Here is a 25,963-nt window from a genome sequence, read left to right as displayed (position 1 = left end):
TTTATTATTTCCGGTACAGCACTTTGATGATGTGGTAGCCGAACTGGGTATGCAGCGGGCCGGTTGGCTCCAGCACCGGGCAGGAGAAAACCACTTTATCGAACGCCGGCACCATCTGGCCCTGGCGGAACTCACCTAAATCACCGCCGCGTTTGCCTGATGGGCAAATGGAGTGCTTCTTCGCCAGCTTACCGAAGTCGGCGCCGTTTTTAATCTGCTCCAGAAGATCCAGAGCCAGTTTCTCTTCTTTAACAAGAATATGCAGTGCTGCTGCTGTTTTTGCCATGATCGTGCCTTGAATAGGTTGAGATAAATCGGGGCGCAATATACCACGCGTCAGCGGCGATAAAGCACCTTAATGATATGGTAGCCAAATTTGGTTTTTACCGGACCGTAGGGCTTGAGAAGTGGGCAGCTAAAGACCGCCTGATCGAATGGGCCGACCATCGCGCCTTGCTGAAACTCCCCCAGATCGCCGCCGTTACGCCCGGACGGGCATTTCGAATAGCGCTTCGCCAGATGATCGAAGCTGATGCCGCGTTCCAGTTTGGCAAGGATCTCCTGGGCCAGTTTCTCTTCTTTGACCAGGATATGCAGGGCTGCTGCGGTCTTTTTCATGGTTCTGCTCTACGGGTTAATCGCGATTTCTTCACTTTACCATCAGTCGGTAAATCTCGGCCCCGCTTTCTGCTACAATCCCCACCCCGTTCGAAGATTGAGCAAGACTCCCATGCGTTTAAACCCTGGCCAACAACAAGCCGTCGAATTTGTAACCGGACCGTGCCTGGTGCTGGCGGGCGCCGGCTCCGGTAAGACCCGCGTGATCACCAATAAAATCGCCCACCTGATCCGCGGCTGCGGCTATCAGGCGCGCCATATCGCGGCCGTGACCTTTACCAACAAAGCCGCGCGCGAGATGAAAGAGCGCGTTGGGCAAACGCTGGGGCGCAAAGAGGCGCGTGGGCTGATGATCTCCACCTTCCACACTCTGGGGCTGGATATCATCAAGCGGGAATACGCCGCGCTGGGCATGAAGTCTAACTTCTCCTTATTCGACGATACTGACCAGGTGGCGCTGCTCAAAGAGCTGACCGAAGGGTTGATCGAAGATGACAAAGTGGTGCTCCAGCAGTTGATCTCGACGATCTCCAACTGGAAAAACGATCTGAAAACCCCGGCGCAGGCCGCCGCGGGTGCGAAAGGCGAACGGGATCGCATCTTCGCCCACTGCTATGGGCTGTACGATGCGCATATGAAGGCCTGCAATGTCCTCGATTTTGACGATCTGATCCTGCTGCCGACGCTGCTGCTGCAGCGCAACGAGGAGGTGCGCGAACGCTGGCAGAATAAGATCCGCTACCTGCTGGTGGATGAGTATCAGGATACCAACACCAGCCAGTATGAGCTGGTGAAGCTGCTGGTGGGCCAGCGGGCGCGTTTTACCGTGGTAGGCGACGATGACCAGTCGATCTACTCGTGGCGCGGCGCGCGGCCGCAGAACCTGGTGCTGCTCAGCCAGGACTTCCCGGCGCTGCAGGTTATCAAGCTTGAGCAGAACTATCGCTCCTCCGGGCGTATTCTGAAAGCCGCTAACATTCTGATCGCCAATAACCCGCACGTTTTTGAAAAGCGGCTGTTCTCTGAGCTGGGATATGGCGCTGAGCTGAAAGTGCTCTCCGCCAACAATGAAGATCATGAAGCGGAGCGCGTGGCCGGGGAGCTGATCGCCCACCACTTCATTAATAAAACCAATTACAAAGACTACGCGATCCTTTATCGCGGCAATCACCAGTCGCGGGTCTTTGAAAAGATGCTGATGCAGAACCGCATCCCGTACAAAATCTCCGGCGGCACGTCGTTCTTCTCGCGCCCGGAAATTAAAGATCTGCTGGCCTATCTGCGCGTGCTGACCAACCCGGACGACGACAGCGCCTTCCTGCGTATCGTGAATACACCGAAGCGCGAGATCGGCCCGGCGACGCTGCAAAAGCTCGGTGAGTGGGCGATGGGCCGCAACAAAGGATTGTTCACCGCCAGCTTTGATATGGGTCTCAGCCAGACGCTGACCGGGCGCGGGTATGAATCACTCACCCGCTTCACCCACTGGCTGCGTGAGATCCAGCAGCTGGCCGAACGCGAGCCGGTCAACGCCGTGCGCGACTTAATCCGCGGAATTGACTACGAATCCTGGCTGTATGAAACCTCGCCCAGCCCGAAGGCCGCAGAAATGCGCATGAAAAACGTCAACCAGCTGTTCACCTGGATGACCGAGATGCTGGAAGGCAGCGAAATCGATGAGCCAATGACCCTGACGCAGGTGGTCACCCGCTTTACGCTGCGCGACATGATGGAGCGCGGTGAATCGGATGAAGAGCTGGATCAGGTGCAGCTGATGACCCTTCATGCCTCAAAAGGGCTGGAGTTCCCGTATGTTTACCTGGTGGGAATGGAAGAGGGATTGCTCCCGCACCAGAGCAGCATTGATGAAGATAATGTCGATGAAGAGCGCCGGTTAGCCTACGTGGGCATCACCCGCGCGCAGAAAGAGCTGACCTTTACGCTCTGTAAGGAGCGCCGGCAGTATGGTGAGGTGGTGCGCCCGGAACCGAGCCGTTTTCTGCTGGAGCTACCCCAGGACGATCTGATTTGGGAGCAGGCGCGCAAAGTGATTACCGCTGAAGAGCGAATGCATAAAGGACAGGCTAACGTGGCGAACATTCGCGCCATGCTGGCAAAAGCTAAAGAGAAAGGATAGCGATAAGCTGGCCGGGTAAGGCGAAGCCGCCGCCCGGCAATGTTCAGCGTATTACTTCACCTCAAGCACCCAGTGCACATAGCTCTGCCACTGGCATTCCTGTTCGATCAGCTCAGCCCCAAGCGGGTGATTATCCAGCCAGTTTTCCGGCAGCGTCAGGGACAGTTTTTCATCATCGGCCACAAGATTGATGGCGGGCAGCAAATCGTCACGCCGCCGGCTGGCAAAGAGGATCGCCAGTCGCAGCAGGCGACAAAGATGTTCGGCAACTCGCGGCGGGACGGCATTCTGCTGATGAAGCGATGAGAGGTCGATGGCGTTAGTCTGGTTAAGCAGCAGCGTCGCAATCAGCTTCTTCTGCGCCGGGGTAAAGCCGGGCAGGTCGAGATTATTGACCAGATAGGCCGCGTGCTGCGGCGCGCGCTTAAAATCCACGCTCAGGCCAATTTCATGCAATGCACAGGCGCTGAGGAGCAAGTCGCGGCTTAGCGGATCCAGCTCCCAGCTGCCGTCTAGCTGGCTGAGCAGGTGGCTGGCGAGACCAGCGACGCGCTGGGCCTGTTCGGTGTCGATCATAAAACGACGCTGAATATTACGCAGAGTGCGGCTGCGGATGTCCTGTTCAACGGAGAGATGCAGCATGCCGTACACCAGACCTTCACGTAACGCGCCGCCCGCGAGGGTCATACACTGAATATTCAGTTCGCTGAAGATAGCGATAAGGATCGCCAGCCCGCTTGGAAACACCAGCGCTCGCTCAAGGGTTAAGCCTTCGATCTCCAGCTCTTCCAGGCGTCCGCACTGAATGGCGCGCTGTTTAAGCTGCTGGAGTTTGGTCAGGGTGATCCGCTCATCCATCCCCTGCGCCATCATAATTTCCTGCAGAGCCTGAACGGTGCCGGAGGCGCCAACGCACACTTTCCATCCGTGATAGCGCAGCACATCGGCGACGGGCAGCAGCACCTCACGCGCGGCCGCCTCGGCAAGATCGAAATTTTCTTTCGTCAGGCTGCGATCGGCGAAATAGCGTTCAAGCCAGGTCACACAGCCCATCGACAGGCTAAATAGCGAGGTCGTTTGCGCGCCGGTTCCGGTCACCAGTTCGGTGCTGGCGCCGCCGATATCGACCACCAGACGCTGATCGGCGCCGCCGGTGGTGTGGGCGACCCCCTGATAAATCAGACGCGCTTCTTCTTCGCCACTAATGACCTGTACCGGACTGCCGAGGATCTCCTGCGCTTTCGCCAGAAATTCGCCGGCATTGACGGCAAGACGCAGCGTGGCGGTGGCCACGACGCGGATTTGCGCCGGCGGAATATCCTGCAGGCGTTCGGCAAACAGGCGTAAGCACTGCCAGCCGCGCTCCATCGCTTCTGCGGAGAGCGTGTTGTCGCTATTCAGGCCGGCGGCAAGACGGACTTTGCGCTTAATGCGGCTCAGCGTCTGGATACTGCCAGCCACCTCGCGCACCACCAACATATGAAAACTGTTGGAGCCCAAATCAATGGCGGCATACAGCGAGGTGGAGCTCATGCTCTTCATCGTTCAGAAGGCTCCCTGGTCGACGGGGCGCTTGTGCCCAATCCGTGTAACTGAGCGGGTTGCCGGGGAAGCGCGCCCTGGCACATTCTGAATGATTGAGCGTATAGCATAGATTTCTTAACCTGAACGACGACGATTGCGCGGTGGACCGTTGCGGCGCGGGCCGTTGCCTGGGCGAGCACGGGTCAGGCGCAGCGGCTTCGGCAGATCGGTCATCAGCGCGTCCGGGTTGTACTTGCTGACCGGAATTGAGTGACCAATATAGGTTTCGATAGCCGGCAGGTTCAGCGCATACTCTTCGCAGGCGAGGCTGATGGAGTGACCGCTTGCGCCAGCGCGACCGGTACGGCCAATGCGGTGAACGTAATCTTCGCAATCGTCTGGTAGATCGTAGTTAAAGACGTGGGTCACGGCCGGAATGTGCAAGCCACGAGCGGCAACGTCAGTCGCGACCAGGATATCGAGGTCGCCGCGGGTAAATTCTTCGAGAATACGCAGACGTTTTTTCTGCGCCACGTCGCCGGTCAGCAGACCTACGCGATGGCCGTCGGCGGCGAGATGGCCCCAGATATCTTCACAACGATGCTTGGTATTGGCGAAGACGATGGCGCGATCGGGCCACTCTTCTTCCAGCAGCGTCTGCAGCAGGCGCATTTTTTCTTCGTTGGACGGGTAGAAGAGCTCTTCTTTAATACGGTGGCCCGTTTTCTGTTCCGGCTCGACTTCAACGTACTCGGCGTTGTTCATTTGTTCGAACGCCAGTTCGCGTACGCGATAGGAAAGGGTCGCGGAGAACAGCATGTTCAGACGCTGAGTGGCCGGCGGCATGCGGCGGAATAGCCAGCGGATATCTTTAATAAAGCCGAGATCGTACATGCGATCGGCTTCGTCCAGCACGACGACCTGAATGGCGCCGAGGTTAATGTGGTTTTGCTTCGCGTAATCGATCAGACGACCGGTGGTGCCGATCAGAATGTCGACGCCGCTTTCCAGCACTTTCAGCTGCTTATCGTAGCCGTCGCCGCCGTACGCCAGACCCAGCTTCAGACCGGTGGCCTGCGCCAGCGGTTCAGCGTCCGCGTGGATCTGTACCGCCAGTTCACGCGTCGGCGCCATAATCAGCGCGCGCGGCTGGTTTACCTGGCGATCGGCGATAGCCGGGTGAGAGAGAAGATAATGAAACGTCGACGTCAGGAACGCCATCGTTTTACCGGTACCGGTTTGCGCCTGCCCGGCGACATCGCGGCCTTCCAGCGTCAGCGGAAGGGCGAGGGCCTGAATAGGTGTGCAATTATGAAACCCTTTCTTTTCAAGGGCTTCAATGACTGCCGGGTGCAGGGCGAAGTCGGAAAACTTCTGTTCTGTTAAATGTGTTTTGCTCATAGTGTGGTAGAATATCAGCTAACTATTGCATTAAGAAAGCGTATCCGGTGAAATAACGTCAACCTTTCGTTGGCGGTGTGCGAAATTATTCAAGGTACGTCTACGGTAACTGAACGAATCCAGGATAGCTTAGACCACTAAGCGAGTCGGGAGCGATAAATCTGCAGCATGCAGTTCGCGTTCGGGCAACCCTGGCGTCAAAAGGTGGGTCCATGATGGATCGCGCCAGTTGGCAGACCAGAGAATTGAGGTATCCTGAAGAATAGCGTGCATAACGTAGCTGCAGCGCGTCGTTGATGGCTACGACACCAACACACCAGGCTTATTCCTGTGGAGTTAAATATGAGCGATAAAATTATTCACCTGACTGACGACAGTTTTGACACGGACGTACTCAAGGCTGACGGGCTGACCCTCGTCGATTTCTGGGCAGAGTGGTGTGGTCCGTGCAAAATGATCGCCCCGATTCTGGATGAGATCGCTGAAGAGTATCAGGGCAAACTGACCGTAGCTAAGCTGAACATCGACCAGAACCCGGGTACCGCGCCGAAGTACGGCATTCGCGGCATCCCAACCCTGCTGCTGTTCAAAAACGGCGAAGTGGCGGCCACCAAAGTTGGCGCCCTGTCCAAGGGTCAGCTGAAAGAGTTCCTCGACGCCAACCTGGCGTAAGCGAATTGCTGTTCCGGCGTCCAGATTCCTATTTTTTGCGGAACTCTGGACGCCCGGCTGGAGTCGTGCTAAGTTAATCCACAGACTTCGTTTTAAACATACCTTGTTTGAATCTTGTTTTACCCGAAGCATCCCGCAAAAAAATGCGCGTGAAGCTATTAATTCCGGGCTTTTCACTCATTCCGTCTAGTCGTTTCAGTTCTGCGTTCTTTCCTGTGACCAGGCAACGTACAGACACGAGATGAAGGCCGTTAACAGGCATGGAAGTTCCTGCCATACCATTCACAACATTAAGTTCGAGATTTACCCCGAGTTTAAGAACCCACACCACTATGAATCTTACCGAATTAAAGAATACGCCGGTTTCTGAGCTGATTACTCTCGGCGAAAATATGGGGCTGGAAAATCTGGCTCGTATGCGTAAGCAGGATATTATTTTTGCCATCCTCAAGCAGCATTCGAAGAGTGGCGAAGATATCTTTGGCGACGGCGTACTGGAGATACTGCAGGATGGATTTGGATTCCTCCGCTCCGCAGACAGCTCCTACCTCGCCGGCCCTGACGACATCTACGTATCCCCCAGCCAAATCCGCCGTTTCAACCTCCGCACTGGTGACACCATTTCCGGTAAGATTCGTCCTCCGAAAGAGGGTGAGCGTTACTTTGCGCTGCTGAAAGTTAACGAAGTTAACTACGACAAGCCGGAAAACGCCCGTAACAAGATCCTGTTCGAGAACTTAACGCCGCTGCACGCGAATTCTCGTCTGCGTATGGAGCGTGGTAACGGTTCTACCGAAGACTTAACCGCTCGCGTACTGGATCTGGCTTCCCCGATTGGCCGCGGCCAGCGTGGTCTGATCGTCGCGCCGCCGAAAGCCGGTAAAACCATGCTGCTGCAGAACATCGCGCAGAGCATCGCTTACAACCATCCGGACTGCGTGCTGATGGTGCTGCTGATCGACGAACGTCCGGAAGAAGTGACCGAGATGCAGCGTCTGGTGAAAGGTGAAGTCGTTGCTTCCACCTTCGACGAACCGGCATCCCGTCACGTTCAGGTTGCTGAGATGGTTATCGAGAAAGCGAAACGTCTGGTTGAACACAAGAAAGACGTTATCATCCTGCTCGACTCCATTACCCGTCTGGCGCGTGCCTACAACACCGTGGTCCCGGCTTCCGGTAAAGTGCTGACCGGTGGTGTGGACGCTAACGCCCTGCACCGTCCGAAGCGTTTCTTCGGCGCGGCGCGTAACGTTGAAGAGGGCGGTAGCCTGACCATCATCGCCACGGCGCTGATCGACACTGGCTCCAAAATGGATGAAGTTATCTACGAAGAGTTTAAAGGCACCGGTAACATGGAGCTGCACCTCTCTCGTAAGATTGCTGAAAAACGCGTCTTCCCGGCTATCGATTACAACCGTTCCGGTACGCGTAAAGAAGAGCTGCTCACCACTCAGGAAGAGCTGCAGAAAATGTGGATCCTGCGCAAAATTATCCATCCGATGGGTGAGATCGACGCGATGGAATTCCTCATTAATAAACTGGCAATGACTAAGACGAATGATGACTTCTTCGATATGATGAAGCGCTCGTAAGGTAAAAAAAGCCTGAAACGCCACGCCTTTGCGTGGCGTTTTCATTTTGGGATTTGTATGATCCAGAGACAGAGAAAGCGGGACGAAAGTTGTCGTATAATGGCGCCGGACACCAGGCGGAGACAGCTTTAACAGACTAAAATCTATACAATAAATTTGTAATGTTCTGCTTTTCCCCTTCTGGAGTTGGGGCATCATCGCTATACTTCCCGGATTAACTATGCTGAGAGCACATGCGTTGTGAATTTACTCACTGCTATTACTGAATTAATCAGTATTTTCTTATTCACGACCCTCTTTATTTTTGTCGCGCGGAAAGTGGCAAAAAAGATTGGGTTAGTGGATAAACCAAACTATCGCAAACGGCATCAGGGGTTGATTCCGTTGGTCGGTGGTATCTCAGTTTATGCAGGCATCTGTTTTACCTTCGCTATCGCCGATTATTATATTCCTCACGCCTCGCTGTATCTGGCCTGTGCGGGGGTATTGGTGCTGGTTGGTGCGCTGGACGATCGCTTCGACATCAGCGTGAAAATTCGCGCGGTCATTCAGGCCGCGATCGCCGTGATTATGATGATGGCAGGGAATCTGCATCTGAGTAGTCTGGGCTTTATTTTTGGCTCGTGGGAGCTGGTGCTGGGGCCCTTCGGCTTCTTCCTTACTCTGTTTGCCGTCTGGGCCGCCATCAATGCGTTTAATATGGTCGATGGGATTGACGGTCTGCTCGGCGGCCTGTCATCGGTCTCCTTTGCGGCGACCGGGATCATCCTTTGGTTTGATGGCCAGTACAGCCTGGCGATGTGGTGTTTTGCGATGATCGCCGCCATTCTGCCCTATATTCTTCTTAATCTTGGCGCCCTCGGCCGCCGCTATAAAGTTTTTATGGGTGACGCCGGCAGCACCATGATTGGCTTCACCATCATCTGGATCCTGCTGGAAACCACCCAAGGTAAAACGCATCCCATCAGCCCGGTCACTGCGCTGTGGATTATCGCTATCCCGTTGATGGATATGGTGGCGATTATGTATCGCCGCCTGCGTAAAGGCATGAGTCCTTTCTCACCGGACCGGCAGCATATTCATCATTTGATCATGCGCGCCGGGTTTACTTCCCGCCAGGCGTTCGTCCTGATTACCCTGGCCGCTGCCCTGCTGGCGCTGGTTGGCGTCGCGGCGGAATATACCCGCATTGTGCCGGAATGGGTGATGTTAATTCTCTTTTTGGTGGCCTTCTTCCTTTATGGCTACTGTATTAAGCGCGCCTGGAAAGTGGCGCGTCTGGTTAAGCGCATCAGACGCAGAATTCGGCGACACAGCGGCAATAATCCGAAACTAACCAAGTAAAGCTGGGGATGTGATGACTCAACCATTACCGGGAGCACAAGCAGTGAACGTTGAGAACGAGCTGGATATTCGCGGGCTGTTTCGCGCTTTATGGGCAGGAAAAGGCTGGATAGTCGGCGGCGCTGTTCTCTTCGCCGCTATCGTGTTGGTGTATACCTTCTTTGCTCGCCAGGAGTGGAGCGCCACGGCGATCACCGATCGGCCTACTGTCAACATGTTGGGGGGGTACTATTCCCAGCAGCAGTTCTTACGCAATCTGGATATCAAAGCCGACCTGGCCTCGGTGGATCAGCCTTCCGCCATGGATGAAGCGTATAAAGAGTTCATCATGCAGCTGGCCTCCTGGGACACCCGGCGTGATTTCTGGCTGCAAACGGACTACTACAAGCAGCGCCAGTCGGGTAATGCTCGCGCCGATGCGGCGATGCTGGATGATTTGATTAACAATATCCAGTTTATGCCCGGCGATGCGGCCAAGAGCGTCAATGACAGCGTCAAACTGACTGCCGAGACCGGGCAGGATGCCAATAATTTGCTGCGCCAGTATGTGGCTTTCGCCAGCCAGCGGGCGGCCGGCCATCTTAACGACGAACTCAAAGGCGCCTGGGCGGCGCGGACGGTGCAAATGAAGGCGCAGGTGAAGCGCCAGGAGGAGGTGGCCGAGGCTATTTTCAACCGCCGGACCCACAGCGTGGAGCAAGCGCTGAAGGTCGCTCAGCAGCATAACATCTCACGCAGCGAAACGGATGTTCCTGCCGATCAGTTGCCGGATTCAGAGCTATTTTTATTGGGCAGGCCGATGCTGCAGGCCAGACTGGAAAACCTGCAGGCCGTCGGACCGGAATATGACCTCGATTACGACCAGAATCGCGCCATGCTGAGCACGTTGAACGTCGGTCCAACGTTGGACCCGCGTTTTCAGACTTACCGGTATTTGCGAACGCCGGAAGAACCTGTAAAACGCGATAGCCCGCGCCGTGTATTTCTGATGGTGATGTGGGGGATTGTGGGTGCGCTCATCGGCGCAGGCGTGGCGTTATCGCGTCGTCGTGTCCTGTGATTGCGGCCTGTGGTGAAGGGCAGATGACCTTCATCGCCTAATCGAAGAGAATCGATGTGAAAGTACTAACTGTATTTGGCACGAGGCCGGAAGCCATCAAGATGGCTCCTCTGGTCCATGCGCTGGCAAAGGATCCTCATTTTGAGGCGAAAGTATGCGTGACCGCGCAGCATCGGGAGATGCTCGATCAGGTGTTGAAACTATTCTCCATCACCCCGGACTACGATCTCAACATCATGAAGCCGGGGCAGGGGCTCACCGAGATCACCTGCCGTATTCTTGAGGGGCTGAAGCCGGTCCTGGAGTCGTTTAAACCCGACGTGGTGCTGGTGCATGGCGATACCACCACCACGATGGCGGCGAGCCTGGCGGCGTTTTACCAGCGCATACCGGTGGGCCATGTAGAGGCGGGGCTGCGGACCGGCGATTTAAGTTCGCCGTGGCCGGAAGAGGGCAACCGTACGTTGACCGGGCATCTGGCGACGTACCACTTCGCCCCTACGGAAACCTCGCGGCAGAATCTCCTGCGGGAGAACATTGCCGACAGTCGCATCACGGTGACCGGTAATACCGTCATCGATGCTCTGTTCTGGGTGCGCGATCGGGTTCTGGGCGATGAAGCGCTACGGGAGACCTTGCTGCAGCGCTACCCTTTCATTAGCCACGGTAAAAAAATGATTCTGGTTACCGGCCATCGGCGGGAAAGCTTCGGCCGCGGTTTTGAGCAGATCTGCCAGGCGCTGGCGGAGATAGCCCATACCCACCCTGAGGTGCAGATTGTCTATCCGGTTCACCTGAATCCTAATGTCAGCGAACCGGTGAACCGTATTCTCGGCCATATCGACAACGTGATGTTGATTGAACCGCAGGACTACCTGCCGTTCGTCTGGTTGATGGATCGGGCCTGGCTCATCCTGACCGATTCCGGTGGCATTCAGGAAGAGGCGCCTTCCCTGGGGAAACCGGTGCTGGTCATGCGCGATATGACCGAACGTCCGGAAGCGGTGGCCGCCGGCACCGTGAGTCTGGTGGGCACTGACAGCCAGCGCATCGTCGCGGAAGTGACGCGACTGCTGGAGGATGATGCCGCATACCAGGCGATGAGCCGCGCGCATAATCCTTATGGCGATGGCGAAGCATGTCGTCGAATTTTGTCTGCACTTAAAAATAATCAGGTAACGCTATGAGTTTTTCTACCATTTCAGTGATTGGCCTTGGCTATATCGGGCTGCCAACCGCTGCCGCGTTCGCCTCCCGGCAGAAGCGGGTGGTCGGCGTTGATGTCAATCAACATGCCGTGGAGACCATTAACCGTGGAGAGATTCATATCGTGGAGCCGGATCTGGCGAGCGTGGTGAAGACCGCGGTCGAGCAGGGGTATTTAAGCGCCACCACCACCCCGGTGGCAGCGGATGCCTACCTGATTGCCGTGCCGACGCCGTTTAAAGATCGCCACGAGCCGGATATGGTGTTTGTCGAGTCGGCGGCAAAATCCATTGCGCCAACGTTAAAAAAAGGCTCGCTGGTGATCCTCGAGTCCACCTCGCCGGTCGGGTCGACCGAACAGATGGCTGAGTGGCTGGCGGAGATGCGCCCGGATCTTAGCTTCCCCCAGCAGGTGGGTGAAGCGGCGGACGTGAATATCGCCTACTGCCCGGAGCGGGTATTGCCCGGTCAGGTGATGGTCGAGCTGATTAAAAACGACCGCGTTATCGGGGGCATGTCACCAGTCTGCTCCGCTCGCGCCAGCGAGCTGTATAAAATCTTCCTTGAAGGCGAATGTGTGGTGACCAACTCGCGCACCGCTGAGATGTGCAAGCTGACGGAAAACAGCTTCCGCGACGTCAACATCGCTTTTGCCAACGAGCTTTCGCTGATTTGTGCTGACCAGGGCATTAACGTCTGGGAGCTGATCCGCCTGGCGAACCGTCATCCTCGGGTGAATATCCTGCAGCCGGGTCCGGGCGTCGGCGGCCACTGTATCGCCGTCGACCCGTGGTTTATCGTGGCGCAGAACCCGCAGCAGGCGCGTCTGATCCGCACGGCCCGTGAGGTTAACGACCACAAGCCGGAATGGGTTATCGAACAGGTGAAAGCGCAGGTAGCGGACTGCCTGAATGCCACCAACAAACGGGCCAGCGAACTGACCATTGCCTGTTTTGGCCTCGCCTTTAAGCCGAATATTGACGACCTGCGCGAAAGCCCGGCAATGGAAATTGCCGCGCAGATTGCCCGCTGGCACAGCGGCACGACGCAGGTGGTTGAGCCCAACATTCACGCGCTGCCGAAGAAGCTCGACGGTCTGTGTACGCTGGCGACCCTCGATGCGGCGCTGGCCAGCGCCGATGTGCTGGTGATGCTGGTCGATCACCATGAATTTAAAGCCGTTAGCGGCGATAGCGTCACCCAGGCGTATATCATCGACACCAAAGGAGTGTGGCGGTGAGAACCATTCTGGTCACCGGCGGCGCGGGCTTCATTGGTTCGGCGGTAGTGCGGGAGATTATCCAGCACACTGCCGATCGCGTGGTGGTGGTGGATAAACTGACCTACGCCGGCAATTTAATGTCGCTGGCGCCGGTGGCGCAGGATGCGCGTTTCGCCTTTGAACAGGTGGATATTTGCGACCGCGGCGAGCTTGATCGTATTTTCGTTCAGTATCAACCGGATACAGTGATGCACCTGGCGGCGGAAAGCCATGTCGATCGTTCGATTGACGGCCCGGCGGCGTTTATTGAAACCAATATCGTGGGCACCTATACGCTGCTGGAGGCGGCCCGTAGCTGGTGGAATACGCTGGCTACGGCGCAAAAATCGGCGTTTCGCTTCCATCACATCTCCACCGATGAAGTGTATGGCGATCTGCACGGCAGCGATGATTTCTTTACCGAGACCACGCCCTATGCGCCAAGCAGTCCCTATTCGGCCTCGAAAGCCAGCAGCGACCACCTGGTGCGCGCCTGGCTGCGAACCTATGGCCTGCCGACGCTTATCACCAACTGTTCGAACAACTACGGCCCGTATCACTTCCCCGAGAAGCTGATCCCGCTGACGATCCTCAACGCGCTGGCGGGCAAGCCGCTGCCGGTGTATGGCAATGGACAGCAGATCCGCGACTGGCTGTACGTGGAAGATCACGCCAGGGCGCTATATCTGGTGGCGACCCGCGGCGAACCGGGCGAGACTTACAATATCGGCGGCCATAACGAACGTAAAAACATCGAGGTGGTGGAAACCATTTGCGAATTGCTCGAAGCGCTGGCGCCGAATAAGCCGCAGGGCGTGGCGCACTATCGCGACCTGATCGCCTTTGTTGCCGACCGCCCGGGCCACGATCTGCGCTATGCCATTGATGCCTCGAAGATTGCCCGTGAGCTGGGCTGGACGCCGGCTGAGACCTTCACTTCCGGTATGCGTAAGACCGTGGCGTGGTATCTGGCGAACGAGCCATGGTGGCGCCAGGTTCAGGACGGTAGCTATCAGGGCGAGCGTCTTGGGCTGCAAGGCTAATCATCTCTGGGGGGAATGATGAAAGGTATTATTCTGGCGGGGGGGTCCGGAACGCGACTGCATCCTATCACCCGCGGCGTGTCGAAGCAGCTGTTGCCGATCTACGATAAGCCGATGATCTACTACCCGCTGTCGGTATTAATGCTGGCCGGGATCCGTGAGATCCTGATCATCACCACACCGGACGATCTGCGCGATTTCCAGCGCCTGCTCGGCGATGGTTCAGAGTTTGGCATTGCGCTGCACTATGCCGTACAGCCGTCGCCGGATGGTTTAGCCCAGGCGTTTATCATCGGCGAAGCCTTTCTTAACGGTGAACCGGCGTGCCTGGTGTTAGGCGACAACATCTTCTTCGGCCAGAGCTTCAGTCCCAAGCTGCGCAGCGTGGCTGCCCGCACGGAAGGGGCGACGATTTTTGGCTATCAGGTGATGGATCCTGAACGCTTTGGCGTGGTGGAGTTTGATGACAACTTCCGCGCGCTGTCGCTGGAAGAGAAGCCGAAGCAGCCGAAGTCGAATTGGGCGGTCACCGGTCTCTATTTCTACGATGGCAAGGTGGCGGAGTACGCCAAACGGGTCAAGCCATCCGAGCGCGGCGAACTGGAAATCACCTCCATCAACCAGATGTACCTTGAAGATGGCGCATTAACCGTCGAACTGCTTGGACGCGGCTTTGCGTGGCTGGATACCGGCACCCACGATAGCTTGATCGAGGCCAGCATGTTTGTGCAGACCGTCGAGAAGCGTCAGGGCTTTAAAATCGCCTGTCTGGAAGAGATCGGCTGGCGCAACGGCTGGCTGGACGACGACGGCGTCAAACGCGCGGCGAAGCGGCTGGAAAAAACCGGCTACGGCCAATATCTGCTGGATCTGCTCCGTGCCCGTCCGCGCCAGTATTGATCCCCTGGAGTGGGAGAACCGCTTCTTTGCCGTTAACAGCGCCGTCGTTCACTTTGACGAGCGTGCGCCGCTGCTGACGCCTGAGGCGCTGGCGGGGTGGTCGCGGGTGCAGGCGAAGGTAGCCGCCAGCGACACCGTCCGGCTCGACGCGCTGCAGCAGCTGGGTTTTCAGCTGGTGGAAGGCGAGGTCGATCTGGCGCTACCGGTTGGCAACCCTGCGGATGCGGGCGCCGACGTCGCCGTGGAGGCGGATATTGCGCCACTGCGCGAGCTGGCGGCGCAGGCCTTTGCCCTGAGCCGCTTTCGTGCGCCCTGGTACGCTGCCGATGCCAGCGGCCGCTTCTATGCCCAGTGGATTGAAAATGCGGTGCGCGGCACCTTCGATCATCAGTGCCTGATTTACCGCCATCCTGAGGGCGATATTCGCGCCTTTGTCTCCCTGCGCCAGCTCAATGCCACCGAGGCGCGTATCGGCCTGCTGGCCGGACGCGGCGCCGGGGCGCAGCTGATGCAGGCGGCGCGGTACTGGGCCGCTTCGCGCGGACTTTCTACACTGCGGGTGGCGACCCAGATGGGCAACACCGCCGCGCTTAAACGTTATATTCTCAGCGGTGCTAATGTGGAAAGCACCGCCTACTGGCTATACAGGTGACCTCATGATCCCATTTAACGCGCCGCCGGTGGTTGGAACCGAGCTTGATTACATGCAGTCTGCGATGAACAGCGGCAAGCTGTGCGGCGACGGCGGCTTTACGCGCCGCTGCCAGCAGTGGATGGAGCAGCGTTTTGGCACGGCAAAGGCCCTGCTAACCCCTTCCTGCACGGCTTCGCTGGAAATGGCCGCGCTGCTGCTGGATATCCAGCCGGGCGACGAAGTGATTATGCCCAGCTATACCTTTGTCTCCACCGCCAATGCTTTTGTGCTGCGCGGGGCGAAAATCGTCTTCGTCGATATCCGTCGCGATACCATGAATATCGATGAAACGTTAATCGAAGCCGCTATCACCGATAAAACCCGGGCGATCGTCCCGGTGCATTATGCCGGCGTAGCTTGCGAGATGGATATCATCATGGCCATCGCCGACAAGTACAACCTGTTCGTGGTGGAAGATGCCGCGCAGGGGGTGATGTCCACCTACAAGGGGCGTGCGCTGGGCACCATCGGCCATATCGGCTGCTTCAGCTTCCATGAAACCAAAAACTACACCGCTGGCGGTGAGGGCGGGGCGACGCTCATCAACGATCGCACGCTGGTGGAGCGCGCGGAGATCATTCGCGAAAAAGGCACCAACCGCAGCCAGTTCTTTCGTGGCCTGGTGGATAAATATACCTGGCGGGACATTGGCTCCAGCTATCTGATGTCCGACCTGCAGGCCGCCTACCTGTGGGCGCAGCTGGAAGCGGCGGAGCGCATCAACCAACAGCGCCTGGCGCTGTGGCAGAACTACTATGACGCCCTGCTGCCGCTGGCACGCGCGGGACGTATCGAACTGCCGACGATCCCGGCCGACTGCGGGCAAAACGCGCACATGTTCTACATTAAGCTGCGCGATATCGAGGATCGCAGCAGGCTGATCGCCTGGCTGAAAGAGGCGGAGATCCTCGCGGTATTCCATTACATTCCTCTGCACAGCTGTCCGGCAGGCGAACACTTCGGCGAATTCCACGGTGAAGACCGCTATACCACCCAGGAGAGCGAGCGCCTGGTACGCCTGCCGCTGTTTTACAATCTGTCTGTGGTGAACCAGCGGACGGTGATTAACTCGCTGCTGAGCTACTTCTCCTGATATGTCGTTAGCAAAAGCTTCATTGTGGACGGCGGCATCGACGCTGGTCAAAATCGGCGCCGGGCTGTTGGTCGTCAAGCTGCTGGCCGTCTCGTTTGGGCCCGCGGGCGTTGGCCAGGCCGGTAACTTCCGGCAACTGGTCACCGTGCTCGGCGTGCTGGCCGGGGCCGGGATATTTAATGGCGTCACGAAGCTGGTGGCGCAGCATCACGACGATCCCCCGCGCCTGAAGCAGGTGGTGGGCACCTCGTCGGCGATGGTGCTTGGCTTTTCCACACTGCTGGCGCTGGTGTTTTTACTGGCCGCGGCGCCGATAAGCCAGGGGTTGTTCGGCCATACTCATTATCAGAATCTGGTACGGCTGGTGGCGCTGGTACAGATGGGGATCGCCTGGGCGAACTTCCTGCTGGCGCTGATGAAAGGCTTTCGCGATGCGGCGGGTAACGCCTTCTCGCTGATTGCCGGGAGCCTGATCGGCGTGGCGGCTTACTATGCTTGCTACGTGTTGGGAGGCTATCAGGGCGCGCTGCTGGGGCTGGCGTTAGTTCCGGCGCTGGTGGTGGTTCCGGCGGGTATTATGCTCTGGCGGCGGGGTAATATCCCGCTGAGCGCCTTGCGTCCGCGCTGGGATAACGGTCTGGCGGGACAGCTATCGAAATTTACCCTGATGGCGCTGATAACCTCAGTGACCCTGCCGGTGGCTTATGTGATGATGCGTAATCTGCTGGCGGCGCATTATGGCTGGGAGGCGGTCGGTATCTGGCAGGGGGTGAGCAGCATCTCTGATGCCTATCTGCAGTTTATTACCGCCTCGTTCAGCGTCTATCTCCTGCCGACGCTGTCGCGGCTGAGCGCCAAAACGGATATCACCCGCGAGATAGTCAAGTCGCTGAAATTCGTCCTGCCGGCAGTGGCGGCGGCGAGCCTGACGGTCTGGCTGCTGCGCGATTTTGCCATCTGGCTGCTGTTTTCCGATCGCTTTACCGCGATGCGTGACCTGTTCGCCTGGCAGCTGGTGGGCGACGTTTTAAAAGTAGGCGCCTACGTCTATGGCTATCTGGTGATCGCCAAAGCGTCGCTGCGTTTTTATATTCTGACGGAAATCAGCCAGTTCACACTGCTGACCGCATTCTCACACTGGCTTATACCGGCGCACGGCGCGGTTGGCGCGGCGCAGGCGTATATGGCCACTTATATTGTTTATTTCGCCCTTTGTAGTGGCGTGTTTTTACTCTGGCGTAAACGGGCATGACAGCACTGATACATGTACTGGGATCAGATATCCCGCATCATAACCAGACCGTACTGCGGTTCTTTAACGACGAACTGGCCGCCGATCCGCAGGCCAGGAGATTTATGATCGTCGGTGATGAGGCTAGCGTGCGTGATGGGTATCCGGCGCTGGACATCACCTGTTATCCGGGGAAGAAGTCGCTGGCGCAGGCGGTGATTGCGCAAGCCAAAGCCAACCGCCAGCAGCGCTTTTTCTTCCACGGCCAGTTCAATACCGGCCTGTGGCTGGCGCTGTTGGGCGGTGGTATCCGCCCATCGCAGTTTAACTGGCATATCTGGGGGGCGGATCTGTACGAAAACGCCACCAGCCTGAAGTTCCGCCTGTTCTATCCGCTGCGCCGCCTGGCGCAGGGGCGGGTAGGGCGCGTTTTCGCCACCCGCGGCGATCTGAGCTGGTTCGCAAACCGTCATCCGCGCGTCCCGGGCGAACTGCTCTATTTCCCGACCCGTATGGATCCGGCGCTGAATACCCTGGCCGAAAACGCGCCGCGCGGCGACACGCTGACCATTCTGGTGGGTAACTCCGGGGATCGCAGCAATGAACATATTGCCGCGCTGAAGGCTATTCATCAGCAGTTTGGCGATACGGTAAACGTCATCGTGCCGATGGGCTATCCGGCGAATAACGAGACCTATATCAATGAGGTTCGTGAGGCGGGGGCGGCGCTGTTTAGCGGTGAGCATCTGCAGATCCTCAGCGAGAAACTGGAGTTTCATGATTATCTGGCGTTGCTGCGCCGCTGCGATCTGGGCTATTTCCTGTTCGCGCGTCAGCAGGGGATCGGCACCCTGTGCCTGCTGATTCAGGCGGGCATTCCCTGCGTGCTCAACCGCGAAAACCCGTTCTGGCAAGATATGACCGAGCAGCATGTGCCGGTGCTGTTCACCAGCGATGCGCTGGACGTCAGCGTGGTGCGCGAAGCGCAGCGCCAACTGGCGAGCGTGGATAAGTCGGGTATCGCTTTCTTCCGGCCGAACTATCTGACGGGCTGGCAGCGGGCGCTACGGTTAGCGGCGGAGGGGCAGGCATGACGTTAATGCAATTTAGCGGGCTGCTGGTAGTCTGGCTGCTGTCGACGCTGTTTATCGCTACCGCCACCTGGTTTGAGTTCCGCCGGGTACGCTTCAACTTCAACGTCTTTTTCTCGTTGCTGTTTCTGCTGACTTTCTTCTTCGGTTTCCCGCTGACCAGTATTCTGGTGTTCCGCTTTGACGTCAGCGTGGCGCCGCCGGAGATTTTGCTGCAGACGCTGCTGATCGCGGTGTGCTTCTACGCGATTTACTACGTGACCTATAAAACGCGGCTGCGTCCGGCATCGCGTGAGGTTGCGCGTCGGCCGCTGTTTACCATGAACCGGGTAGAAACCCATCTGGCGTGGGGCATTTTGATGGGGCTGGCGCTGCTGTGCGTTGGCATCTTTTTCGCCCACAACGGTTTCCTGCTGTTTAAGCTCAACTCCTACAGCCAGATTTTCTCTGCTGAAGTCTCCGGCGTGGCGTTGAAGCGCTTCTTCTACTTCTTTATTCCGGCGATGCTGGTGGTCTATTTCCTGCGCCAGGATTATAAGGCGTGGATCTTCTTCCTCGTCAGCACGGTGGCCTTTGGTTTGCTGACCTACGCCATCGTCGGCGGGACGCGCGCCAATATCATCATCGCCTTCGCCATCTTCCTGTTTATCGGCATTATTCGCGGTTGGATCAGCCTGTGGATGCTGGCGGCGGCGGGCGTGCTGGGCATTGTCGGCATGTTCTGGCTGGCGCTGAAGCGCTACGGGATGAACGTCAGCGGCGACGAAGCGTTTTATACCTTTCTCTATCTCACACGCGATACCTTCTCGCCGTGGGAGAACCTGGCGCTGCTGCTGCAAAACTACGACAAGATCGATTTCCAGGGGCTGGCGCCGATGATCCGCGATTTCTACGTCTTTATCCCCAGCTGGATGTGGCACGGTCGCCCGACGATGGTGCTCAATACCGCCAACTACTTTACCTGGGAAGTATTAAACAACCAATCGGGGCTGGCGATTTCGCCGACGCTGATTGGCTCGCTGGTGGTGATGGGCGGCGTCTGGTTTGTGCCGCTGGGCGCCGTGGCGGTCGGGTTGATTATTAAATGGTTCGACTGGCTGTATGAGCTGGGCAACCGGGAGAGCAATCGCTATAAAGCGGCTATCCTGCACAGTTTCTGTTTCGGCGCTATCTTCAACATGATAGTGCTGGCGCGCGAGGGGCTGGATTCGTTCGGCTCCCGCGTGGTGTTTTTCCTCGTGATCTTTGGTATCTGCTTGCTGGCGGCGAAACTGCTGTACTGGTTCCTGGATAGCGTGGGACTGATTCATAAGCGCGTAAAACCGCTTTCGCAACCGCAAGTCTGAGAAGGATGGACATGACTGGGACCATTTCCGCGCCGTTGTACCTGTTAAGAGGGCTGCAGCTCATAGGCTGGCGCGATATGCAGCACGCTCTGGATTATTTGTATGCCGACGGCGTTCTCCGCGAGGGGACGCTGGTGGCGATTAATGCCGAGAAAATGCTGGCCGTAGAGGATAACCCGGAGGTGCGGGCGCTGATTGAGGCGGCGGAGTTTAAATATGCGGATGGCATCAGCGTGGTGCGTTCGCTGCGTAAAAAATATCCGCAAGCCCAGGTATCCCGCGTGGCAGGGGCCGATCTCTGGGAAGCGTTAATGCAGCGCGCCGGCGCTGAAGGCACACCGGTGTTTTTGGTCGGCGGTAAACCTGAAGTCCTGGCGCAGACAGCGTCCAGCCTGCGCCAGCGCTGGCAGGTGAATATCGTCGGCACCCAGGACGGCTATTTTGCTCCTGAACAGCGCCAGGCATTATTCGAACGCATTCGCGACAGCGGGGCGAAAATCGTCACCGTCGCCATGGGGTCCCCGCGTCAGGAGATCTTTATGCGCGACTGTCGGCGTCTGTACCCGCACGCGCTGTATATGGGCGTCGGCGGCACTTACGATGTTTTCACCGGGCACGTGCATCGGGCGCCGAAGTTCTGGCAGGATCTGGGGCTGGAATGGTTCTATCGTCTGCTTTTACAGCCGAGCCGCATCAAGAGACAGTTCCGCCTACTGCGCTATTTACGTTGGCATTATTCCGGTAAGCTCTGATATTCCACTGCAACCAGGCGAGTTTGCATACATATTCTGTGTAATCTCTTCACTCGCCTGATACTTTATTTGCCATTTCTGCAAAATTAATTAACCATTCGCAGGCTTTATACGCGCGGGGGAGACCTGCGCGTCGGCAAGGCTATGAGTTCAGTTAATAACAATAACCGGGAGTACCCGGAATACGGCAAACACAAGAGGATATATGACTGAGAAAAAAGCGGAGCTCCAGCGTGGACTGGAGGCCCGGCATATTGAACTGATCGCCCTTGGTGGGACGATTGGCGTGGGGTTGTTTATGGGGGCTGCCAGTACGCTGAAGTGGGCTGGACCTTCCGTGCTGCTGGCGTACATTATTGCTGGCCTTTTCGTCTTTTTCATTATGCGCTCAATGGGCGAAATGCTGTTCCTTGAGCCCGTCACCGGCTCTTTCGCGGTGTATGCGCATCGCTATATGAGCCCCTTCTTCGGCTACCTGACCGCGTGGTCGTACTGGTTTATGTGGATGGCGGTGGGCATCTCGGAGATTACCGCCATCGGCGTCTATGTGCAGTTCTGGTTCCCGGAGATGGCGCAGTGGATCCCGGCATTAATTGCCGTGGGGCTGGTGGCGCTGGCAAACCTCGCGGCGGTCCGGCTGTACGGTGAAATCGAGTTCTGGTTCGCCATGATTAAAGTGACCACCATTATTGTGATGATCGTCGTGGGCCTGGGCGTCATTTTCTTCGGCTTTGGCAACGGCGGCCACTCCATCGGTTTTGGCAACCTGACCGAACATGGCGGTTTCTTTGCCGGCGGCTGGAAGGGCTTCCTGACGGCGCTGTGTATCGTGGTCGCGTCATATCAGGGCGTGGAGCTCATCGGCATTACCGCAGGTGAAGCGAAAAATCCGCAGGTTACGTTACGTAGCGCGGTGGGCAAAGTGCTGTGGCGGATCCTGATTTTCTACGTCGGCGCGATTTTCGTTATCGTCACCATTTTCCCATGGGATCAAATCGGCTCCAACGGCAGCCCGTTCGTACTGACGTTTGCCAAAATCGGTATTACCGCCGCGGCGGGGATTATCAACTTCGTGGTGCTGACGGCGGCGCTTTCCGGCTGCAACAGCGGGATGTACAGCTGCGGACGTATGCTGTACGCCCTGGCGAAGAACCGTCAGCTGCCGGCGGCGATCGGTAAGGTATCGCGCAACGGCGTTCCTGCCGTCGGCGTAGCGCTGTCGATTCTGATCCTGCTGGTAGGCTCCTGCCTGAATTACATCATTCCTAATCCCCAGCGGGTATTTGTCTATGTCTATAGCGCCAGCGTCCTGCCGGGGATGGTGCCGTGGTTTGTGATCCTGATTAGTCAGCTGCGTTTCCGTCGCGTACATCAGGCAGCGATAGCCAGCCATCCGTTCCGTTCGCTGCTGTTTCCGTGGGCCAACTATTTCACCATGGCTTTCCTGATCTGCGTGCTGGTCGGGATGGGGCTGAATGATGAAACCCGGATGTCGCTCTTTGTCGGTATTATTTTCCTTGCTGCCGTTACCCTGATTTATAAGGTGTTTGGCCTCGGAAGACAGGGACAAATCAATAATCCGGCTGAATAAGCGTCAAAACGAACAAAGCATGAGCAAACGATAATTTTCTTTAAAAAGGCACTAGACAGCGGGGGAGGAAGTCCGTATTATCCGACCCCGCAACGGCGCTAAGCGCCCGTAGCTCAGCTGGATAGAGCGCTGCCCTCCGGAGGCAGAGGTCTCAGGTTCGAATCCTGTCGGGCGCACCATTAACCCGGTGCTGGAGCTGCGGTGGTTTTAATACCGCGTAAAAGGTTTGCAGTGGTGGCTATAGCTCAGTTGGTAGAGCCCTGGATTGTGATTCCAGTTGTCGTGGGTTCGAATCCCATTAGCCACCCCATTATTTGATAGAGTTGTGAATTTGCGAAGGTGGCGGAATTGGTAGACGCGCTAGCTTCAGGTGTTAGTGTTCTTACGGACGTGGGGGTTCAAGTCCCCCCCCTCGCACCACGACTTTAACGAATTGAACTAAAAATTCAAAAAGCAGTATTTCGGCGAGTAGCGCAGCTTGGTAGCGCAACTGGTTTGGGACCAGTGGGTCGGAGGTTCGAATCCTCTCTCGCCGACCAATTTTGAACCCCGCTTCGGCGGGGTTTTTTGTTTTCTGTTATTTCCTGCCATGACTTATTCCCCTGATCTTGCTGATAAAAAATCTTCTCTTTGCTTAAGAATACGCGTCAGGAAAACTCTCAATTCATCACTGTGGTAGATGCAATTTCCCCGGATCCTGTGCGATAATAACCGGGTAGATGCTCATTCCATCTCTTATGTTCGCCTTCGTGCCTCATAAACTCCGGAATGATGCAGAGCCGTTCTTACGGTGCTTATCGTCCACTGACAGATGTCGCATTTATGCCTCATCAAACACCATGGACATTACGTTGAGTGAAGCACCCAATTTGTTGTCAAACAGACCTGTTTTAACGCCTGCCCTGATTTCAGCGCAGGCGTTTTTTTCTTTCAGGGGATCGTCAACGCGAAGTCGGGGGAGAAGCGCTATCGCCCCGCAGGAGGCGATAGCCAGACCAGGTTATTGCTGAGGGTTATTCTGCAGCGTCAGCAGCAGGCCATCGCGGCGCATGGTGGCCGCTTCCTCCGGCTGATGCAGGCGATCCAGGGCATCGGCCAGCCAGGCGTAATCAAAGGCATCCGGACGCTGCTTAAGCGCGGCGCGGAAGGCGATGCTGGCCTCCTGCCATTCACCGTGCCGCATCAGCGACTGGCCCAGGGTGCTCCACAGCAGCGGACGGTCGCCAACGGCTTTGATCTGCTGGCGCAGTACTTTCTCCAGCTGTTCCGGGTTATTGGTCTTCAGGCGCGGGATCGGCATCACCAGACGGTCGTCATACTGTTTCTTCAGACCATCAATGATAATTTGCTGCGCGGTATCGTGATCGTCGCTCTCGATGAGGCGCTCGGCCATCGCCACCTGCAGCGGCACCAGCGCCCGCGTTTTACGGCTCTGGTTGCGCCACCATTCACGCAGCCCCTCGCTGCCGCCATCGGCCAGCGCTTTGTCCATCAGGCCAACCCACGCCAGCTGTTCCAGCGCGGCGCGGTGCTCTTCATCGCCGACGTTAGCTTTCGCCATCGACGGAATGATATCCAGCAGCGACTGCCAGGCGCCGGTGCGGGTATAAGCCTGTTCGGCGAGGCGCAGCACTTCCGGATGACGCGGGGTGATCTCCAGCAGCTTATCGATGCCATGGCGCGCGGCGTGATTTTCATTGCGCGCCAGCTGCAGGCGAACGCGGGTGATTTCCACCGGGATCAGATCATCCCCCGCCAGTTCTGTGGCGCGCTCCAGATGCTGGTTAGCCCGCGCTTCATCGCCGCGCTGCTGGGCCGCTTCCGCCGCCAGCAGATAGTTCACCACCGGCTGTTCGGCGTGATCGGCGTTTTTCGCCATCAGCTTCTCAACCTGCTGGTAATCACCTTCCGCCAGCTTAAGCAGCGCCTGCTCGGTTTGCTTACGTGCGCGACGGCGTTTACGGCCGACAAACCAGCCGCGCGTATGCGCCCCGGTGCGGAAAATGCGGCGCAGCAGCCATTCAATGGCGAACAGCACCACCATGGCGAGGATCAGGATAATCACCAGCCCGGTCACGCTGGTCTCGATATTGTAGTTATCAGTCTGGATCAGGACGTAGCCCTGATGGCCGGCGATCATCGGGCCAAGCACGATCCCGGCGATCAACAGTGCGAAGAGTAAAAGAATTTTCAGCATGCGTTACTCTCCTTGCGGCGCAGCGGGGGCGGCCGGTGCAGCAGGTGCAGACGGTGCAGGTGCGGGCGCGCCGCCCGCGGAAACGGCAGGCTGCGCCATCAGATTACGCACCCGGGTCTGCATCAGTTTTTCCAGCAACGCCTGGCTCTGCAGCGTCTCCGGCACCGTCATGGTAATGCTTTGCTGACTGAGTTTATCCACCTCTTCAAGGAAGGCTTTAGTGGTGGCGTCATCGGTATCGTAATAGGCGCGTACCCAGGTCGAGACGTTATCCAGCGACTGTTTCCAGGTCTCTTCCTGATGACGCGGCACCGCCTGCGCGGCGACCAGCAGGCGAGAGCGAATATTTTCCCGCAGATAGATATCCTGATTCGGCGCCAGCAGCGGGACCGCCGTTTCATCGCGGCGGCGCACGGTGATAAAGCTGTCCATAAAATTCTGCCAGCTTTTCTGCAGATTGATGCGCCATTCGCTGATGGAGCTGGAGAGCTCATCGCTATCAGAATCCATCGGCGAATCGTCATCGTTATTATCCGCCAGCCGCAGGTTATCGATTTGGTTCGCCAGCTGATTAACCTTGAGGATCATGCCGTCGTAGTCCACCTGGTTCACCGCGGAGAGAGTGGCGATGTCGTCGGTAATCGCCCGGCGGGCGCCGATCAGGCTCGGGTCATTCATGTCGGCGAGACTGGCGTCGGCGCTTTTCAGCAGCGCGGCGGCGGTGGTGACATCCTGATCGCTCCACAGCTTACGTCCCGCCAGCTTGACGAGGAAGTCGGCCTGGGCCAGCAGCCAGGTTTTGGCGTCGCTACCGGAAATGACCGCCACTTTTTGCTGGACTTCGTCCAGCTGTTTGGCCAGCGTCTCCTGCTGGCGTTTAGCTTCGTTTAGCTGGTCGGCCTGCTGTTTGATAATGCCTTCCAGTTCGCTTTTTTGGCTCTCCTGCGCTTTTTGCAGCGCCGCGACCTGGCTTGATAATTCAGAGGTGGTTTCGTTTTGACGCGAGGCCTGCTGTTTGTTCAGGCCATACAGACCGATACCGGCGGCTATCGCAATGGCGATAGCGATCGCGCTGAGCGCCAGGCTGGTTTTGTTGCCAGCCTTCTTCTTATCAGTGTTCTCTGGCTGTGGTGTGGTCTCCACGGCCTCCCTGGTCTCTTCAACCACGGCGGATTGATTTTGTTGTTCCGTCATTATGGCTTCCAATGTT

At 57.2% G+C, this 25,963-nt stretch carries 22 protein-coding genes and 4 tRNA genes; 20 read left to right on the top strand and 6 right to left on the bottom strand.

The window, feature by feature from the left end; genetic code table 11:
• Positions 1 to 4 precede the first annotated feature (4 nt).
• Both ppiC (ABLU50_RS12590) and ppiC (ABLU50_RS12585) read right to left on the bottom strand, forming a co-directional pair.
• Positions 5 to 286, bottom strand: coding sequence for a peptidylprolyl isomerase PpiC (ppiC, locus tag ABLU50_RS12590; RefSeq protein WP_004886861.1), 282 nt, complete (start codon positions 284 to 286; stop codon positions 5 to 7).
• Positions 287 to 336: 50 nt separating this feature from the next.
• Positions 337 to 618, bottom strand: a complete 282-nt coding sequence (gene ppiC, locus ABLU50_RS12585) for a peptidylprolyl isomerase PpiC (RefSeq protein WP_004886860.1) — start codon at positions 616 to 618, stop codon at positions 337 to 339.
• Positions 619 to 730: 112 nt separating this feature from the next.
• Between ppiC (ABLU50_RS12585) and rep the strand changes: the two genes are divergently transcribed.
• Positions 731 to 2,755 (top strand): DNA helicase Rep, encoded by a 2,025-nt coding sequence (gene rep, locus ABLU50_RS12580; RefSeq protein WP_004886858.1) that lies wholly within the window; start codon positions 731 to 733, stop codon positions 2,753 to 2,755.
• Positions 2,756 to 2,806: 51 nt separating this feature from the next.
• Here rep and gppA read toward each other — a convergent pair whose 3' ends face one another.
• Both gppA and rhlB read right to left on the bottom strand, forming a co-directional pair.
• Positions 2,807 to 4,297, bottom strand: a complete 1,491-nt coding sequence (gene gppA / locus ABLU50_RS12575) for a guanosine-5'-triphosphate,3'-diphosphate diphosphatase (RefSeq protein WP_023319439.1) — start codon at positions 4,295 to 4,297, stop codon at positions 2,807 to 2,809.
• 117 nt (positions 4,298 to 4,414) lie between these two features.
• Positions 4,415 to 5,680: an ATP-dependent RNA helicase RhlB gene (rhlB, locus tag ABLU50_RS12570; protein WP_002883222.1), complete on the bottom strand. Its 1,266-nt coding sequence runs from the start codon at positions 5,678 to 5,680 to the stop codon at positions 4,415 to 4,417.
• A 342-nt stretch (positions 5,681 to 6,022) separates the two neighbouring features.
• Between rhlB and trxA the strand changes: the two genes are divergently transcribed.
• From trxA to ABLU50_RS12475, 19 genes are all read left to right on the top strand, one after another.
• Positions 6,023 to 6,352: a thioredoxin TrxA gene (gene trxA / locus ABLU50_RS12565; RefSeq protein WP_002883224.1), complete on the top strand. Its 330-nt coding sequence runs from the start codon at positions 6,023 to 6,025 to the stop codon at positions 6,350 to 6,352.
• A gap of 332 nt (positions 6,353 to 6,684) precedes the next feature.
• Positions 6,685 to 7,944 (top strand): transcription termination factor Rho, encoded by a 1,260-nt coding sequence (rho, locus tag ABLU50_RS12560; RefSeq protein WP_002883293.1) that lies wholly within the window; start codon positions 6,685 to 6,687, stop codon positions 7,942 to 7,944.
• Positions 7,945 to 8,184: 240 nt separating this feature from the next.
• Positions 8,185 to 9,288: a UDP-N-acetylglucosamine--undecaprenyl-phosphate N-acetylglucosaminephosphotransferase gene (wecA, locus tag ABLU50_RS12555; protein ID WP_004886849.1), complete on the top strand. Its 1,104-nt coding sequence runs from the start codon at positions 8,185 to 8,187 to the stop codon at positions 9,286 to 9,288.
• A 13-nt stretch (positions 9,289 to 9,301) separates the two neighbouring features.
• Positions 9,302 to 10,348: an ECA polysaccharide chain length modulation protein gene (gene wzzE, locus ABLU50_RS12550; RefSeq protein ID WP_004886846.1), complete on the top strand. Its 1,047-nt coding sequence runs from the start codon at positions 9,302 to 9,304 to the stop codon at positions 10,346 to 10,348.
• 56 nt (positions 10,349 to 10,404) lie between these two features.
• Positions 10,405 to 11,535, top strand: a complete 1,131-nt coding sequence (gene wecB / locus ABLU50_RS12545; protein ID WP_004886844.1) for a UDP-N-acetylglucosamine 2-epimerase (non-hydrolyzing) — start codon at positions 10,405 to 10,407, stop codon at positions 11,533 to 11,535.
• Positions 11,532 to 12,794: a UDP-N-acetyl-D-mannosamine dehydrogenase gene (wecC, locus tag ABLU50_RS12540; protein ID WP_004886842.1), complete on the top strand. Its 1,263-nt coding sequence runs from the start codon at positions 11,532 to 11,534 to the stop codon at positions 12,792 to 12,794. The genes wecB and wecC overlap by 4 nt, the downstream gene beginning before the upstream one ends.
• Positions 12,791 to 13,858 (top strand): dTDP-glucose 4,6-dehydratase, encoded by a 1,068-nt coding sequence (gene rffG, locus ABLU50_RS12535; protein ID WP_004886839.1) that lies wholly within the window; start codon positions 12,791 to 12,793, stop codon positions 13,856 to 13,858. The genes wecC and rffG overlap by 4 nt, the downstream gene beginning before the upstream one ends.
• A gap of 18 nt (positions 13,859 to 13,876) precedes the next feature.
• Complete coding sequence (gene rfbA / locus ABLU50_RS12530) at positions 13,877 to 14,758, top strand: glucose-1-phosphate thymidylyltransferase RfbA (RefSeq protein WP_004886836.1); 882 nt, start codon at positions 13,877 to 13,879, stop codon at positions 14,756 to 14,758.
• Entirely contained in the window at positions 14,736 to 15,410 is a 675-nt protein-coding gene (rffC, locus tag ABLU50_RS12525) for a dTDP-4-amino-4,6-dideoxy-D-galactose acyltransferase (protein ID WP_004886833.1), read from the top strand. The genes rfbA and rffC overlap by 23 nt, the downstream gene beginning before the upstream one ends.
• A 4-nt stretch (positions 15,411 to 15,414) precedes the next feature.
• On the top strand, positions 15,415 to 16,545 hold the full coding sequence (gene rffA, locus ABLU50_RS12520; protein ID WP_004886831.1) for a dTDP-4-amino-4,6-dideoxygalactose transaminase: 1,131 nt from the start codon (positions 15,415 to 15,417) through the stop codon (positions 16,543 to 16,545).
• A 1-nt stretch (position 16,546) separates the two neighbouring features.
• Entirely contained in the window at positions 16,547 to 17,797 is a 1,251-nt protein-coding gene (gene wzxE / locus ABLU50_RS12515; RefSeq protein ID WP_004886828.1) for a lipid III flippase WzxE, read from the top strand.
• Positions 17,794 to 18,870, top strand: a complete 1,077-nt coding sequence (locus ABLU50_RS12510) for a TDP-N-acetylfucosamine:lipid II N-acetylfucosaminyltransferase (RefSeq protein ID WP_087832699.1) — start codon at positions 17,794 to 17,796, stop codon at positions 18,868 to 18,870. Before wzxE ends, ABLU50_RS12510 begins: the two co-directional genes overlap by 4 nt.
• Entirely contained in the window at positions 18,867 to 20,213 is a 1,347-nt protein-coding gene (wzyE, locus tag ABLU50_RS12505) for an ECA oligosaccharide polymerase (protein ID WP_323084279.1), read from the top strand. Before ABLU50_RS12510 ends, wzyE begins: the two co-directional genes overlap by 4 nt.
• 11 nt (positions 20,214 to 20,224) lie before the next feature.
• Positions 20,225 to 20,965 (top strand): lipopolysaccharide N-acetylmannosaminouronosyltransferase, encoded by a 741-nt coding sequence (gene wecG / locus ABLU50_RS12500; RefSeq protein WP_004886818.1) that lies wholly within the window; start codon positions 20,225 to 20,227, stop codon positions 20,963 to 20,965.
• Between the two features lie 205 nt (positions 20,966 to 21,170).
• Positions 21,171 to 22,556 (top strand): amino acid permease, encoded by a 1,386-nt coding sequence (locus tag ABLU50_RS12495; RefSeq protein WP_004886813.1) that lies wholly within the window; start codon positions 21,171 to 21,173, stop codon positions 22,554 to 22,556.
• 102 nt (positions 22,557 to 22,658) lie between these two features.
• Positions 22,659 to 22,735, top strand: a tRNA-Arg gene (locus ABLU50_RS12490).
• A gap of 55 nt (positions 22,736 to 22,790) precedes the next feature.
• A tRNA-His gene (locus ABLU50_RS12485) sits at positions 22,791 to 22,866 on the top strand.
• 23 nt (positions 22,867 to 22,889) lie between these two features.
• Positions 22,890 to 22,976, top strand: a tRNA-Leu gene (locus tag ABLU50_RS12480).
• Between the two features lie 42 nt (positions 22,977 to 23,018).
• Positions 23,019 to 23,095: transfer RNA gene (locus tag ABLU50_RS12475), tRNA-Pro, on the top strand.
• 461 nt (positions 23,096 to 23,556) lie between these two features.
• Here the strand turns inward: ABLU50_RS12475 and hemY are convergent.
• Positions 23,557 to 24,753, bottom strand: a complete 1,197-nt coding sequence (hemY, locus tag ABLU50_RS12470) for a protoheme IX biogenesis protein HemY (protein WP_004886811.1) — start codon at positions 24,751 to 24,753, stop codon at positions 23,557 to 23,559.
• 3 nt (positions 24,754 to 24,756) lie between these two features.
• Positions 24,757 to 25,947, bottom strand: coding sequence for a uroporphyrinogen-III C-methyltransferase (hemX, locus tag ABLU50_RS12465; RefSeq protein ID WP_004886808.1), 1,191 nt, complete (start codon positions 25,945 to 25,947; stop codon positions 24,757 to 24,759).
• Positions 25,948 to 25,963 lie beyond the last annotated feature (16 nt).

Origin of the sequence: Klebsiella sp. GG_Kp173, assembly GCF_040062415.1 — a bacterium.
Taxonomy (GTDB): domain Bacteria; phylum Pseudomonadota; class Gammaproteobacteria; order Enterobacterales; family Enterobacteriaceae; genus Klebsiella; species Klebsiella quasipneumoniae.
The sequence above is the reverse complement of the archived record's forward strand: the minus strand, read 5'-3'. Positions and strand labels throughout refer to the sequence as shown.